Origin of the sequence: Kitasatospora sp. NPDC056800, assembly GCF_042789775.1 — a bacterium.
In the GTDB taxonomy this organism is placed as follows: domain Bacteria; phylum Actinomycetota; class Actinomycetes; order Streptomycetales; family Streptomycetaceae; genus Kitasatospora.
Genome location: NZ_JBHUAL010000026.1, coordinates 17,144 through 32,003 on the forward strand (window position 1 = coordinate 17,144; position 14,860 = coordinate 32,003).

Consider the following 14,860-nt stretch of genomic DNA (forward strand, 5'->3'; position numbering starts at 1 on the left):
CGGGGGCGGTCGGGGTCAGCCGGTGCCGGCCGGTGGCGGCCCGGTCCTCGCGTACGCCCGGCGGGCCAGTTCCGCGAGGGCGAGCAGGGCGACCCGCTCCGCGAAGGCGACCGGGTCCACGGTCCGTCCGGCCTTCCGTACGGTCTCCCGGGGCGGCAGCAGCCAGGAGAACCGCACGTCACCGCCGAGCAGTGCGTGCAGGACGGCGTCCGGTGGCGCCGACGGGCGGGACAGCGCCGCCCGCACGCGGAAGTCGGGCTGTTCCACTGCCGGGTCCTCCGGCCCGGGGGCGGCCTCGACCAGACCGTGGAGCCGGCACCCGGGCGACTCCTGGAGGACCAGGGCCCACAGGCCGTCGGACGGCCCCTCCAGCGGGGGCACGCCGAGCCACCAGCAGCGCTCGGCTCCGCCGGTCACGGCCGGGTCGGGGCCGACGGGGCCGAGCAGTTCGCCGTCCCAGCCCCGGCGGGCCAGGTCGGCACGGAGCCGCTCGGCCGAGACGGGGAACAGCGAGGCCGCACGCCACCGGGGCACTCGTACCCCGGGGGGAAGCGCCGCGGCTACCCGCCACCGGCGGACGGGAGAGCGCTCGATGTTCGCCAGCAACCGCCGGTAGGAGGAGCCCGGGAACCGCACCCCGCCACCGAGGTGGGGTTGGGCGTCCAGCAGGCTCGTCAGCACGAGCAGTCCCACGCCGTCGTCCGGCCCTGGCCCGGGCGCGGGCGCGGGCCACTCGCCGCGCCCGAGCACACCGAGGTAGTGCGTACGACCGGCGTCGGTGAACGTTCCGGACGCGGCGGACGGGTCCTCGCCCCGCGCCAGGCAGCGGGCGACGCGCGGCCAGAACCGGGGCGGCTGCTCCCCGGCCCGCGGCTGCGGCCGGACGACCGGGGGAAGGGCATGGGCCGGCGGCGCGGAGGGCGGAAGCACCGGAGGCACCGGACGGTCCGGGAGCCGGGCGTCGAGCTCGTGGTCCAGCTCCACCAGCGCCGAACCGAGCCGGGTGCGCAGCAGGATCGCGAACAGCCCGGTGCCCGACAGCATCACCGCCCCGGTGGCGGGGACCGGGTCATGCCGGCTGGTGACAACGGCGGGGCCGGCGTCGGGATCGGCCGCCGGCCCGGGCCGCACCTCGCGCAGCCGCCCGCCGTACTGCGCCGCGGAGTAGCCCAGGCGCCCGTCGAGCAGGTCGTCCAGATCCCGGACGGAGACCGCCAGTTCGACGTCCGGCACGCTCGCCGACGGCAGGGCGGACAGCGTGCCGTCGACGCCCAGCCGTACGGTCCGCTCCGCGAGCGGTTCCGCGTCGGCGCCCACCGTGACGAAGCGGTACGCGGTGGCGCGGAGCCGGCCCCGGGCGGCCGCCGCGAGCTCGGGCAGGCCGGGCACCGTCACCCGGCCGGAGGGGGCGTCAGCCCCGGGAAGCCCCGGTGGCCAGGGGAACAGCCGGTCCAGTGCCGCCGCTCCGCCGTGGCCGTCCGGCGCGCTCCGGCCGTCCCCGGCGGCGGGACCGGGGCCCGCGGCCAGCCGGCCGATCCAGCTTCCCGGACGGTAGCTGCGGTCGCGCGGCTCGTCGGTGGCCCGCACCCAGTCCACGGCGGCCTCCTCCCACCGCACGGTCCCTCCCGTCACGGTGAGCCGGTCTCCCGGGCCGGGGCGCAGCACCCGGCGCTCCGGGTCGTCCGCGCGCAGCGCCCGGTCGACCAGCCGGGGCGGTACGGGGAACTTGTGCCCGTTGAGCCAGGCCGCCTCGCCCAGCCCGTACTGCCCCTCCGGCAGCGGGACCACGTGTGCGGGGCGGACCTGTGCCATCAGCGCCGTCAGCGGATCGGACCAGTCCGGGTCCACCCCGGGTGGGACGCCCTCCACACTGCGGGTCTCCTCGATCGGCTGGCAGGGAGCCAGCAGGACGTCCGGCGGTGGTCCGTCGGCGAGCAGCCGCCGCACCCACGCGGGCGTGACCAGGCTGTCGACCATGTGCCAGACGAAGGCGTCCCGGGTGCGGACCGAGAGCCCATGCTCGGGGACGGCCATCGTCGAGGGCGTCCACGTCAGTTCGACGCCCCGGCGGGGGCTGAACGCCGTCCAGTCGCGCACCACGACGGTGTCGCGGAAGCCCAGCCGGCGGAGGGCGTGCGCGATCCTCGGGTCGTCGGGGTGCAGGACCGGCAGCGCCCGGTCGAGCCGGGCCAGGGAGGCGAGGTCGAAGTGGTCGCGGTGGGAGTGGGAGATCCACACCGCGTCGGGCCGGGGCAGCGCGTGCGGCAGGACGCGTCGGGCGGGGGCGAAGCCGAGGAGGCCGCCGCGGTAGCTGTCGTGCAGGTGGGGGTCGCAGAGCAGGGTGAAGGCGTCCGCCCGGATCAGGACCGTCGCGTGTCCGCCGAGCTCTAGCGCGACCGGCATGCCGCGCTCTTCAGGGAGGCGGCCAGGCCGCGGAACGCCCGCCCCCGGCAGTACAGCCGGGCCTTCTCGTCCGCGGTCATCTGGCCGAGCGTGCGTCCGTCGCCGTCGTCGGGCACGAACACGGTGTCGTAGCCGAACCCGCGGTCGCCGAGCGGGCGTTCGGTGATCCGGCCCCGGGCGACCCCTTCGCTGACCACCCGCCGTCCGTCCGGGTAGCAGAGCAGCGCCACGGTGCGCACCCGGGCTCCCCGGCCCGGGGCGGCGACACCCGCCATCTCGGCGAGCACCTTGGCCACGTTCGCGGCGTCGCCCGCGCCCTCGCCGGCGTAGCGGGCCGAGAACAGCCCGGGAGCGAGGCCCAGGGCGTCCACCTCCATCACGGTGTCGTCGGCCACCGCGGGCAGGCGGGTCGCGAGGGCCACCGCGGAGGCCTTGAGGTAGGCGTTCTCCTCGACCGTCGTCCCGTCCTCGACGGTCTCGGGAAGCCATCCGGGCCGGGGCAGCAACTCCAGGACCCCGTAGAGCAGTTCGACGATCTCGGCGGCCTTGCGGGGATTGCCGGTCGCCAGTACGGCGTGCATCATGCGGGCGTCCCGTCCACGTGCCGGGAAGGGGCCCGGTCGTCCCTGCGCCCCGGCAGCACCTCGGGTTCCGACCTGCTGTGGCCCATGGCGAGGTAGCCGCCGTCGACCGGCAGGTCGGCGCCGGTGATGAACGACGCGCCGGGCCCGCAGAGGAACAGCACGACGGCCGCGACCTCCTCCGGCTGCCCCACCCGCCGCAGGATGTGGTGGTCGCCGAGCACGGGCCCCCAGCGCGCCCGGTCGCCGCCGGTCATCCGGTCGGTCTCCGGGGTCCAGATCAGGCCCGGCGAGACGCTGTTGACCCGGATGCCGTCGTCCGCCAGGTCGAGCGCCTGGCAGCGGGTCAGCGCGAGCAGCGCCCCCTTGCCGGCGCTGTACGTCCACTGGCGGGGCTGGGCGATGTGCCCCGAGACGGACGCGACGTTGACCACCGAGGCCCCTCGCGCCCTGCGCAGCACGGGGGCCAGCGCCGACGTCATCATCGCGCTGCCCTTGACGTTCACGCCCAGGCTCCGGTCCCAGTCCGCGGGGCCGGCGCCCTCGCCGAGGGCCAGGAAGCTCGCCGCGCAGTTGACCAGCGACCGGACCGGCAGCGCCGTCCCCTCGGCCGCCCGCGCGGCCTCCAGGCAGTCCGCGTGCCGCGAGATGTCGCCCACCACCACGGAGGCCGCCGGGCCGAGTTCTCCGGCGACCCGGCGCAGCCCGTCGGAGTCCCGGTCCACCAGGACGGCGTGGGCTCCCGCGCCGACGAAGGCGTGGGCGACGGCGCGACCGATGCCCGACGCGCTTCCGGTGATCACACAGGTCGTGTCCGCGAGACCCGGACGAGGTGCGGAACGAGGCTTCGCGGGGTCGGGGTGAGGGTGGGGCGCCATGTCCCGCCTCCTCGGCTTGGAGCGACGGCGATCAGTCGTCGGACGAACCACCTACCTGTGACTTATGGTGCACGTGGCGATACGCACCGCAACCCAGCCCCCTCGCCTTCCCTGCCCGCCCCGCCCGCCGCCTGCCGGAGGAACGCCCGTGCACCCGCCCGTGACGACCGGATTCCCGGTGCCTCCCGAGGACCGCCGGCCCCCGCCGCGCACCGGCCGGACGCGAGCCCATTGGGAGGCTGCCGCCGACCGCCCGCCGGAGGCTCTGCAGCCCCTCACCCGCCCGGGCGGGGCCGCGGTGAACCCGCCCGGCACGCCCCGGTCGGTCGTCGGAGGTCCGGATGTCCTCCCCGGGTGAGCTCTTCGCCTCCGGCGCGTCGCACTACGCCCGCTACCAGCCGCGGTACCCGCGGGAGCTCTTCGACTTCCTCGCCGAGGCCTTCGGGCTGAACGGGACCCAGACGGCCCTCGACCTCGGATGCGGACCAGGCATCCTCGCCCTCCCGCTGTCCCGGCTGGTCGCCCACGTCATCGCCGTGGACCCGGAACCGGGCATGCTCGAAGAAGGCCGGTCGATCGCCGAACGGCAGAACGTCGGCACCATCCGGTGGAGGCGGGGAGACTCCTCGGACCTGCGCGCGCTGGGCCTTCCCCCGCTGGACCTCTGCGTCATGGGCAGGTCGTTCCACTGGATGTCCCGCGAGCAGGTCCTCGCCGACCTCGACGGCCTCGTCAACCCTCGGGGCGGCGTGGTCATCGTCGCCACGGAACCGACCGGGACGGCGTGGTCGCGCGCCGTGGACGAGGTACGGGAGGCGTACCGCACGCTCCCCGGCGGCGGAGACGACGGCTCCCGCCCGGAACAGGAGGAGTCGAACCGCGAGATCCTCCGTCGCTCCCCCTTCCCCCGCGTCACGGCCGCGCACTGGACGTACCGCGTCGACCGCACCCTCGACGAGGTCATCGGCCTCCAGTTCTCGCACTCCTCCTTCACCCCCGCCCGGCTCGGCGGCCGGAAGGACGCCTTCGAACGGGACCTGCGGACGGCGCTGGCCGGCATCAGCCCGGACGGCCGCTTCGAACAGACCGTCCGTACCGAGGCGTTGACCGCGACGCGGCGGCATCGAGGCCTCCGCCCCGGCCGGGCTCCGTCCGCGCGATCATGAGCGGAGCCAGACGGCCGGTGCGGCGACAGCGACCGTGCCGGGGCCGGTCGTGAGGCGCGGAACCCGGATCCTGTCCATGACCGGGCGGGACGCCCGGACGGTGCCGGTCCGGCCGGAACCGGTCGTCGAGGTCGCCTTCGACGGCCTCCGGCGCGGCCCCCGCCACCCCGCCGGGCCGGCCCGGCGGTTCGCCCGGGCGGTGCGCTGCCGGCCGGACAGGAGCGCCGCCGAGGCCCATACGGTGGCCTCCGTACGGGAGTTGGCCACCGCCGAAGGCTTGTGAGGCCGTCCGCGCGGCCGGGTCCGCCGACTCTTCCGATGAAGTACCGCGGGTTGAACGCATTGTGCGGCCATGGGGGTTCACGCACAGGGGCCGATTCAGCCGTTCTCGGTCCGGCCACCGTACCCGTCCGTAAGCGGACCGGCGACGGCTAGTTTGACCGTGACAACGAGAGGCGGCCGCCGGGCAGCCGGCGCCGCCCTGGCGAAAGGTGCCCGACATGCAGGTGAGCGTCGACCGGGACCGTTGCTGCAGCTCCGGCATGTGCGTGACGAACGCCCCCGCGGTCTTCGACCAGGACGAACGGGACAGTCTGGTGAGACTCCGTCAGACCGTCCTGCTGCCCGAGCAGTTCGACGACGTCAGACTCGCCTCCGAGCTCTGCCCGGGCCGGGCGATCACCGTCACCGGGGACGAGCCCGCGCGGACCGGGGCCTGACGGACCCCCGCCGCAGGCCGCCGGGAACCCTCCCGGGCCCCGAACCCCACGAGAACACCCGCGACGTGAGGAGACCCCCGCCGTGACCACCGCACCCACCACCCCCGTCCTCCCACTGCCGGCCCGGCACTCCGGCGGCTGCCCGTTCGGCCCGCCGCCCGCGTACCCCGAGGCCGCCGCCGCCGGGCCGGTGACCAGGGCCGTGCTGCCCGACGGCGACCTCTGCTGGCTGGTCACCGGCATCGCCGAGGTCCGCACCGTACTGTCCGACCGCCGGTTCAGTGCCGACATACGCCACCCGACCTTCCCGCTGCTGATCGCCGGCGCTCGCGAGCTGATCACCGACAATCCGGACTTCCTGCGGCTCGACGACCCCGAGCACGCCCGCCAGCGCCGCATGCTCACCGGGGAGTTCCTGGTCAAGCGGGTGGAGGCGCTGCGCCCGGAGATCCAGCGGATCGTGGACGAGGCACTGGACCGGATGACCGCGGGCCGGACCACGGCCGACCTGGTCACCGACTTCGCGCTGCCGGTGCCCTCGCTGGTGATCTGCCTGCTGCTCGGCGTGCCGTACGAGGACCACGACCGCTTCCAGCGCCTGAGCCGCACGATGCTCAACCGGGAGAGCACCGTGGAGCAGCTCCGGGAGGCCCAGGAGGAGGTCCATGACTACCTGCGCGACCTGACGGCCCGCAAGCGCGCACAGCCGGAGGACGACGTCCTCAGCCGGCTCGCGGCGCGGGACGACCTGACCCCGGTCGACGTGGCCGCCATGGGCGTGCTGCTGCTGGTCGCCGGGCACGAGACGACCGCGAACATGATCGCGCTGTCGACCGCGCTGCTGCTGGAGCACCCCGAGCAGATCCCCGGCCTGGCCGACCCGGCCACCCTGCCGGGCGCGGTGGAGGAGCTGCTGCGGCTGCTGACCATCGTGCACACCGGCCTGCCCCGGGTAGCGCTGGAGGACGTGGAGCTGGGCGGCGTCACCGTCCGGGCCGGGGAGGGCGTGATGGCGATGCTCTCCACCGCCAACCGGGACGAGGCGGCGTTCGGCGGCGCCGGCCACCGGGCGACGGACGAGCTGGACGTGTACCGGGACGCCCGGCGGCACCTGGCGTTCGGCTTCGGCGTGCACCAGTGCCTGGGCCAGCCGCTGGCCCGCGCCGAACTCCAGATCGCCCTGGAGACGCTGTTCCGCCGGCTGCCGGGGCTGCGGCCGGCCGGCGAGCGCGAGTTCCGTACCGAGTCGTTCATCTACGGGATGCGGTCACTGCCCGTGACCTGGTGAGCGGGGCCCGAGGGAGAACTCTCACCGGAGTACCGGCCGGATCCCTGGCTAACTGAGGTGCGGAAACGGCTCGTCCGGGACCGGCACGCCGAGGAAGGGGGCTAGCCGTTCGTACCCCTCGCCCCCGACGACGTCGAGGACGAGCAGGTCGTCGGCCCGGTCCGCGAAGTACCGGGCCACCTCGGCGACATGCCGCCGGTACACCCCGCGGAACCGCTCCGCGTGGAACGCGTGACAGCCGTACACCGCGGCCCGCAGGAAGCGCTGGAGGTCGCCTTCGAGACGGACGTCCCGGCCGTCGCCCCGGTCCGGCAGCGGTCGTTCCCAGTGCGTCCGGCAGGACCGCAGCCAGCTCTCCTCCTCGCGGACGGTCAGCACGAACCTGCTGCCCGGCCAGGCGAGGTCGAGGTCCTGGTAGTACGGCACGACGGTGATGTCGGTGAGGCCGTCGTGCGATTCGAGCAGCGGGAACCGCGCGCTGCCGGCCAGCAGCGTGCGGTAGGTGGCCCCGTCGACCGGGTAGTGGACGACGTCGAACCCCAGGACGCCCAGGGCCGCGGTCAGGGAGCGCGTGCCCGTGCGCGTCAGACCGAGGCCGAAGACCTTCGGCGGGCGCGGGCGGCCGCCGTCGCGCTCGGACGGGACCGGCTGGAAGCGCTCGGAGGGGTCCGGCTGGAAGGAGGATGCGCTCACATGGGAACCCAACGACGCGGAGCCCCGCGGGGGTACGGAGCCGCCCGGCATCGTGTCGTCACGGCGCCGGCCTCGTTCTAGCGGGTGTGAACGATCCGTCCCGCCCCGTCGCCTCCCGCGAGGGCCTCCCCGGGGCCACGGTCTGGCTGACCGGCCTGCCCAGCGCCGGCAAGTCGACGATCGCGTGGGCCCTCGCCGCGCAACTGCGGGCCGAGGCCCGCCGGACCGAGGTGCTGGACGGGGACGAGATGCGCGGCCTGCTCTCGGCCGGCCTCGGCTTCTCCCGGGCCGACCGGGACACCAACGTCCAACGGGTGGGCCTGGTGGCCGAGTTGCTCGCCCGCAACGGCGTCCTCACGCTGGTGCCGGTCATCGCCCCGTACGAGCAGGCCCGCGAGGCGGTGCGCAGGCGGCACGAGAAGTCGGGGACGGCGTACCTGGAGGTCCACGTCGCGGCGCCGGTCGAGGTCTGCGCCCGGCGCGACGTCAAGGGCCTCTACGCGCGGCAGCGCGAGGGGCTGCTCACCGGCCTGACCGGGGTGGACGACCCGTACGAGGAACCGGAGCGGCCGGACCTGAGGCTGGACACGGACCGGCAGAGCGAGGCCGAGTCGGTCAGGGCGCTGCGCGCGCTCCTGACCGACCGGGGACTGTGCGCGTCGTGACGGCCGGCGGCGCTCCGGCCGACGGACCGGGCACGGGCCCGCCCGGCCTCTCCCAGCTCGACCTGCTGGAGTCGGACGCCGTGCAGATCATCCGGGAGGCGGTGGGCGAGTGCGGGCGGCCCGTGCTGCTCTTCTCCGGCGGCAAGGACTCCATCGTCCTGCTGCACCTGGCGCGCAAGGCGTTCGGCCCCGCGCCGCTGCCCTTCCCGCTGCTCCACGTCGACACCGGGCACAACTTCCCGGAGGTCCTCGCCCACCGGGACAGCCTGGTCGCCGCCCACGGGCTGCGCCTGCACGTCGTCTCCGTCCAGGAGTTCATCGACGACGGGCGGCTGCGGGAGCGGCCCGACGGCAGCCGCAACGTGCTGCAGAGCGTCCCGCTGACGGCCGCGATCGAGCGGCACGGGTTCGACGCGGTGTTCGGCGGGGCCCGCCGGGACGAGGACCGGGCCCGGGCCAAGGAGCGGGTGTTCTCGATCCGCGACGGGTCCGGCGGCTGGGACCCGGGGCGCCAGCGCCCCGAGCTCTGGCGGCTCTACAACGCCCGGTGCGGCCCCGGCGAACACGTCCGGGTCTTCCCGCTGTCCGACTGGACCGAGCTCGACGTCTGGCAGTACATCGAGCGCGAGGGCGTCGGCCTCCCCGCGCTCTACTACGCCCACCGGCGGGAGGTGTTCGCCCGCGCGGGCATGTGGCTCACCCCCGGTGCCTGGGGCGGCCCGGGGGAGGGCGAGCGGCTGGAGACCCGGCTGGTCCGCTACCGCACGGTCGGCGACATGTCCTGCACCGGAGCCGTCGAATCGGACGCGACGACCCCGGCCCAGGTCATCGCGGAACTCGCGGCCTGCCGCTCGACGGAGCGCGGCGCCACCCGTGCGGACGACCGGCTCTCCGAGGCGGCGATGGAGGACCGCAAGCGGGAGGGGTACTTCTGACGCCCGCCCGCCGCTGCCCCCGGGCCCGGAGGGGTCCAGCCGTCCCACTGGCAGTCGCCGGGCTCCGGGTCCGGCGGTCGTTCAGCGGTTGACCGCCCGCATCCCGTCCTCGTCGTAGCGCTCGCCCGCGACCTCGGGCAGCTCGGCCTCGATGCGGGCCAGGTCCTCGGCGGTCAGCTCGACGTCGACCGCGCCCGCGTTCTGCTCCAGGTAGCTGCGGCGCTTGGTGCCCGGGATCGGCACGAGGTGCTCGCCGCGGGCCAGGACCCAGGCGATCGCCAGCTGGGCCGGGGTGACCTGCTTCTCCGCGGCGATCTCCTTCACCTTCCCGGCGAGCCGGAGGTTGGCCGCCAGGTTGGCCTCGGTGAAGCGCGGGTTGGTGCGGCGGAAGTCGTCCTTGTCGAGCTCGTCCGGGGAGCTGAAGCGGCCCGCGAGGAAGCCGCGGCCGAGCGGGGAGTACGGCACGAAGCCGATCCCGAGCTCCCGGCAGGTGGGGAGGACCTCGGCCTCCACGTCCCGTGTCCAGAGCGAGTACTCGCTCTGGACGGCGGTGACCGGGTGAACGGCGTTGGCGCGGCGGATGGTCTCGGCGCTCGCCTCGCTCAGTCCGATGTACCGGACCTTCCCCTCGGCGACCAGTTCGCCGAGCGCGCCGACGGTCTCCTCGATGGGCACCTCCGGGTCGACCCGGTGCTGGTAGTACAGGTCGATGCGGTCGGTGCCGAGCCGCGCGAGCGAACCGTGGACGGAACCGCGGACGTGCTCGGCCGAGCCGTCCTGGCGGCCCACGGTCGACATGTCGCCCGGAACGGCGCCGTCCATGCGGTAGTTGAACTTTGTGGCGATCACGTACTCGTCACGGTGTCCCCGGACGGCCTCGCCGACCAGGGACTCGTTGGTGAGCGGCCCGTAGACCTGCGCCGTGTCGAGGAACGTGATGCCGAGGTCCAGGGCGTGCCGGATGGTCGCGACGGCCTCGTCCTGGTCGGCGGTGCCGTAGAAGGCGGACATCCCCATGCAGCCGAGGCCGATGGCCGACACCTGGAGGTCCCGCAGACTGCGCTGTTGCATGTGACGTGCCAGCCCTTCGTCCCGATCTTCCCGCGGCCCGACGCCTTCCGACGCCCCGGTCCGGGTGACCGGTCGGCCTCGTCTTCCGGAGAGGACCTTACGGTGCCGGGGCCTTCCGGCGGCGCCGGGTGGGGGACGCCGGCGCGGCGCCATTCCGTGGACGATCACGCCGGCGCAGAGTCTTCGATCGGTGCCAGGGGGCGTTGTCGGCCGACGCGCCACCTGATCCGATGTCCAGGCGTCACTCAGACGACGGTGCCGACGGCGGAGGAGCTTCCAGGGCCCTGCCAGCCGGTGTCCGAGGGCCAGAGGACGGAGACGTCGAGGACCCGTTCGACGAGGTCTGGGATCCACGGTTCGTCGGGCGGCGAGGTGAGGACAAGGTGGAGCCGCTCGGGAGTTCCACCCGCCATCAGCCCGATCTCCCGCACACGGACGGCGCCGGACCGTACGGCGTGGTAAGAGGTGTGGCCGGCCGGAAGGACCTCGTAGACGATCGGACCGCGCTCTCCGGGCCGGACGACATCGGCGATCGATGAGTCCTGCGGCTTGTGCCCGGCCTCGAAAAGGCCGGCCATGAGACGGTGGCGCACTGCCTCGTGCCGGAGGCAGGTCCGGTCGGCCTCGGCTGCGGCAGCGAGTTCTGTCTCCAGGAGAGCAGCTGGCGTGGTTCCGGCAGGTACCGCGGACGGCGTGGCTTCGGCAGACGCCTCCGCGGATTCCTCGGTTGTGAGTTTCGCCAGGGCGGCGACTGCCCGGTCCCGCCAGCCGCTGCTCCGGAGGATCTCGCTGAGCCGGTCCAACTCGGCCGTGTCAGCCGACCGTGCGGCTTCCGAAAGGCCGGAGGAGAAGTCCCGCAGCATCGTCAGGTCGGCGGGGGACGGGGAGCCGAGGAGCTGCCAGACGGATAGCCAGTCGGTCTGGTCGCGACGGAGACAGCAGGCGACCATGCCGTCGAGTTCCCTGAGACCGGTCTCGGGCGGTGCCGCCGGGACGTCGTCACCGAGGGCGGTTAGGACTGCCAGCGCGGCCCTGCACCGTTCGGCCGAGCGCTCCGTGACCGGATGGCGCCCGAAATCGTTCGCCGACACGACGTACACGCCGGAGCGGTGCTGCACGACCCAGACATCCAGTTCCTGCCCGGCCTCGGGTGTCCGGTCACTGGGCCTCAGCTTCAGGATGAACCGCCGCTGCCGGTCCTCCGCCACCGGGGTGACCCTCCAGTGAAGCTGGTCACCGTGGGCGAGGGCGCGTACCCGTAGTTCGGTACCGGCGGCGAGTTCGTCCGCCTCGCCGAGGCCGGAGGCCGCCAGGATCTCCGCGTCCATTGGGGTGGGTTTACGCAGGAAGATCACTGAGCTGCCGTCCGGCGAAAGGCTCCAGGTGCGTCCGGGAGCGAGGACGAGGTGACTGCCCCGCGACCCGGTCTCGATGTGACCGCCGGACAGATCCGCCGCGAGCGCGTTGCGGAGCCGACCAAGGAAGGCGTCGGTCTGATCCTGCCTGTCCGAGGTGAGATTGGCGTACGCGGCTCGAGCCTCGACGCTCACCTGGATCTGCTCGGCCGCCAGGGCACGTACCGCCGCCGTGTCCTGGAGATCAAGGGCGCGGTCGGAGGCGAGGCCGGAGGACCTGTATCGGGACGGGACCCCGGCCAGGAACTGCGCCGGGCTCCGCTCGCCGTGCACGCTTCGGTAGCCGGTCAGGGCCGTCCCGTCGTGGCTCAAGACGAACCGGTAGCCGTTGAGGTCGACGAGTCGGTAGCCGTCCGACTGCTGCGCCTGGCGCCCGTCGGTCAGGAACCTGGCGATCACGCCGCGAATCTCGGCCTCGGCCTCCTGGTCGCTGCCACCGTGCGCGGTCACGAAGGCCCGCACAGCGGCCCTGGTCACCCGGAGCCTGCCGAGGAATACCTCCGACGCTTCCAGCAGGGCTCCGAGATCGGCGTCGGTGGGCACCCTGGGCAGGTTGCGGGGCACTGGTCGGTCCGGCACCGCGCTCGTTCGGAAGCCGCCGCAGGAGGTGTCGCGGCACCAGCCGTCGGCGTTCCGCGTGGGCAGGTCGCAGCGCTCGCCGTCCAGGTGGAAGCGCGAGCAGACGGGGCCCCGCGCAGGGTCGGACGGGGGCTCCGGGGCAGGGTGGTCTGGTCCGGCGGTGGGCGACGGGTCGGCGGTGGGCAGCATGACCGCAGGCAGGGGTGAGGCGTGCAGCACAGTCAGCGTCTGGGTGCTTCGGGTCAGGGCCACATACAGCTGGCGCGGGCCCTCGGCACCGCGGGCGGTGATGATCGCGGGCTCCAGGACGAGAACGTGGTCGAATTCCATTCCTTTCGCCTCGCCGGCGGCCAGGATGGTCACCGCCTCCCGGACCTCGTCGGTCATCGCATCCGCGGAGCCCACCAGGAGCTGGACCTGCTGGAGCCAGTCCGAGTCGTCGGGGACGACCAGGGCGATGGAGCGCTGGGTGCGACCGTCCGAGCTGGCCAGTCGAGCGGCGTGCCCGACCGCCTCGGCGAGGAGCTGCCAAGGCGTGGTCTCCACGATTCGCACGGGCTCCCCGTTCGCCTCCTTCACTGCGGCCGGGAAGGGAACAGACGGGGCTACCGCCCGGGCGAGCGGAGCGACGAACTCCATGATCTGGGCCGGCACGCGGTAACTGGTGGTGAGCTCCTCGAGGTGCCAGCCGGCCTCGCCCGCCAGGATCCGGCCGATCCGTTCCCAACTCGGGTAGCTATGCGGTCCGGTGGCCTGCGCGAGGTCGCCGAGCACTGTCATCGACCCCTTCGGATTGCGCCGCCGCAGTGACCTGGCTTGCATGGGAGTCAGGTCCTGGGCCTCGTCCACGACGATGTGGGGATAACGCTGCGGCGTCTCCCCCGAGATGAGGGTGCGCAGCTCTTCGAGGCACACAAGGTCGTCCAGGGTCCACGGCTCGTCCTCGGCACGTTCGGCAGCCGGGCGCGAGAGCAGCGCCTGCTCCGCCGTGTCGAGCACCCCGGCAGCGCACTCGGCCAGCTTGCCCGACGAGTTCAGTAGGCTCCGCAGAGCCTCCTCCGGGCTAAGGGGAGGCCACGCGCGTTCGACGAGCGCGGCAACCTGGCGATGGCGCTCGATACTCTGCCGAACGGTCCGGTCGCGGGCGCGCTGGGGGAAGCCCTGCCGCAGCGCGGCCAGCAAGAGGTCGACCAGTACGTCGCGGAAGCGGTCCCGGCGGGCCCGGTAGTGGCCGGGCCCACTGCGGGTGGCCTCGAAGACGCGGCGGACCTCGGACGCCGGAACCCTCAGGGGTGCGCTGCCCAGGACGATGGTGAACATCGGCTCGTGGCGCTCGTCCGGCGCGGCGGTGACGGCTGCGTCGACGGCGGTCGGTCGGCAGTTGCCCTCGACCCGGCGCCGTAGCACGTCCGCCATACGCTCATCCGACTTGATCCGCCGCACCGACGGTGTGTCCTCGGCCCGCACGGTGCCCTCCCAGAGAAAGGAGAGCTCGACGGCGGTGACGTTGCGCGTGCCCAGGGTTGGCAGCACCCTGCCCACGTACTCCAGGAATCTGCGGTGCGGTCCGACCACGAGGATGTCTTGCGCCTGGAAGCGCTTGTTGTCGATGAGCCAGGTGACCCGGTGGAGACCGACGGCCGACTTTCCGGTACCCGGACCGCCCTGGACGACCAGGACGTCTGTGGACGGGCCAGCCACCAGCGCCATCTGGTCGGGCTGGATTGTCTCGACGATGTCGCGCATACGGCTGCGGCGGGCGCGGTCGAGGTCGCGGAGCAGTAGGTCGTCCACGGCCGGCTTTCCGACTGCGGCGGCGGGGCCGAAGACGTCTCCGGGGGATGGCACGCCCGCCGCCGTTCTGGCGGCGGCCGGGACCAGCGGACCTATCTCGTCGCGGTAGTCTCGGACCGTTCGCTGGTCGCAGTCCAGACGCCGCCGCAACCGAATCTCCCCTGGGGTGTCCGGCTTGGCCAGGCGCCACGTGGTGGCGAGCTTGTTCGTCCAGGAGATGACGACGGTGTCCCGGGTCTCGGCGTCGTGCACCGTCCGCCGCCCGAGGTAGAAGACCTCCGGCTCGCCCGTCTCGTCCGACCGGGTGTCCACCCGCATCGTGACGAGGTTCTCGCCCTCCAGCCGGAACTCCTCTGCCCTGGCCAAGGACTCCGCCCGGGCCGCGATGCCGTCCTTCCCGCTGGCTGCCGCCTGGGCTGACGAGTCGCCGGACAGTTCGGCGAGCTTGGCCTCGTAACAGGCGTACGCGCGGTCGACCGCCTGCTGTTCGGTGGCGATGACGGCCGACCTCGATGACGTGCTCATGTGCTTCCCCTCCTGCGGGGGCCGCACTGCGCGGCCACCCGCCTGCAGCCGCCACCTGACTACCAGAGCGTGCACGCACGTCGGTGCGGAAAGCCACATTCGTTGTGGAAGCGTAGGGTTCCAGAGACTTCGTGCCGCTGCGGGGGCC

The 14,860-nt window shown here is 73.8% G+C and carries 12 protein-coding genes; 6 read left to right on the forward strand and 6 right to left on the reverse strand.

What is annotated here, in order from left to right; all coding sequences use genetic code 11:
* Positions 1–15: 15 nt before the first annotated feature.
* Genes ACFRQN_RS08880 through ACFRQN_RS08890 form a run of 3 tightly spaced genes read right to left on the reverse strand, consistent with a single transcriptional unit; the run spans position 16 to position 3,787 of the window.
* Entirely contained in the window at positions 16–2,403 is a 2,388-nt protein-coding gene (locus tag ACFRQN_RS08880) for an MBL fold metallo-hydrolase (protein ID WP_380739326.1), read from the reverse strand.
* The gene (locus ACFRQN_RS08885) at positions 2,388–2,987 is read right to left on the reverse strand and encodes a non-canonical purine NTP pyrophosphatase (RefSeq protein WP_380739328.1); all 600 of its coding nucleotides are present in this window, start codon (positions 2,985–2,987) and stop codon (positions 2,388–2,390) included. The genes ACFRQN_RS08880 and ACFRQN_RS08885 overlap by 16 nt, the downstream gene beginning before the upstream one ends.
* Entirely contained in the window at positions 2,984–3,787 is an 804-nt protein-coding gene (locus ACFRQN_RS08890) for an SDR family oxidoreductase (protein WP_074002856.1), read from the reverse strand. The genes ACFRQN_RS08885 and ACFRQN_RS08890 overlap by 4 nt, the downstream gene beginning before the upstream one ends.
* Before the next feature lie 416 nt (positions 3,788–4,203).
* On the opposite strand from ACFRQN_RS08890, the gene ACFRQN_RS08895 reads away from it, so the two are divergent.
* The 4 genes from ACFRQN_RS08895 to ACFRQN_RS08910 all read left to right on the forward strand — a co-directional run bounded on the left by ACFRQN_RS08895 (position 4,204) and on the right by ACFRQN_RS08910 (position 7,035).
* Entirely contained in the window at positions 4,204–5,028 is an 825-nt protein-coding gene (locus ACFRQN_RS08895; RefSeq protein ID WP_380739330.1) for a class I SAM-dependent methyltransferase, read from the forward strand.
* Between the two features lie 76 nt (positions 5,029–5,104).
* Complete coding sequence (locus ACFRQN_RS08900) at positions 5,105–5,311, forward strand: hypothetical protein (protein ID WP_380739332.1); 207 nt, start codon at positions 5,105–5,107, stop codon at positions 5,309–5,311.
* A 217-nt stretch (positions 5,312–5,528) separates the two neighbouring features.
* Positions 5,529–5,747, forward strand: coding sequence for a ferredoxin (locus ACFRQN_RS08905; protein WP_049653036.1), 219 nt, complete (start codon positions 5,529–5,531; stop codon positions 5,745–5,747).
* Positions 5,748–5,829: 82 nt separating this feature from the next.
* Positions 5,830–7,035 (forward strand): cytochrome P450, encoded by a 1,206-nt coding sequence (locus ACFRQN_RS08910; RefSeq protein WP_380739334.1) that lies wholly within the window; start codon positions 5,830–5,832, stop codon positions 7,033–7,035.
* A gap of 48 nt (positions 7,036–7,083) precedes the next feature.
* Here the strand turns inward: ACFRQN_RS08910 and ACFRQN_RS08915 are convergent, their stop codons facing one another.
* Positions 7,084–7,728, reverse strand: a complete 645-nt coding sequence (locus tag ACFRQN_RS08915; protein ID WP_380739336.1) for a sulfotransferase family protein — start codon at positions 7,726–7,728, stop codon at positions 7,084–7,086.
* 86 nt (positions 7,729–7,814) lie between these two features.
* Between ACFRQN_RS08915 and cysC the strand changes: the two genes are divergently transcribed.
* Both cysC and cysD read left to right on the forward strand, forming a co-directional pair.
* Positions 7,815–8,393, forward strand: coding sequence for an adenylyl-sulfate kinase (cysC, locus tag ACFRQN_RS08920; RefSeq protein WP_380739338.1), 579 nt, complete (start codon positions 7,815–7,817; stop codon positions 8,391–8,393).
* A complete protein-coding gene (gene cysD, locus ACFRQN_RS08925) occupies positions 8,390–9,328 on the forward strand; it encodes a sulfate adenylyltransferase subunit CysD (protein ID WP_380739340.1) in 939 nt (312 codons plus the stop codon). Before cysC ends, cysD begins: the two co-directional genes overlap by 4 nt.
* An 81-nt stretch (positions 9,329–9,409) precedes the next feature.
* Here cysD and ACFRQN_RS08930 read toward each other — a convergent pair whose 3' ends face one another.
* Positions 9,410–10,399 (reverse strand): aldo/keto reductase, encoded by a 990-nt coding sequence (locus ACFRQN_RS08930; protein WP_380739342.1) that lies wholly within the window; start codon positions 10,397–10,399, stop codon positions 9,410–9,412.
* Positions 10,400–10,644: 245 nt separating this feature from the next.
* Positions 10,645–14,712: an AAA family ATPase gene (locus ACFRQN_RS08935; RefSeq protein ID WP_380739344.1), complete on the reverse strand. Its 4,068-nt coding sequence runs from the start codon at positions 14,710–14,712 to the stop codon at positions 10,645–10,647.
* Positions 14,713–14,860: the final 148 nt, after the last annotated feature.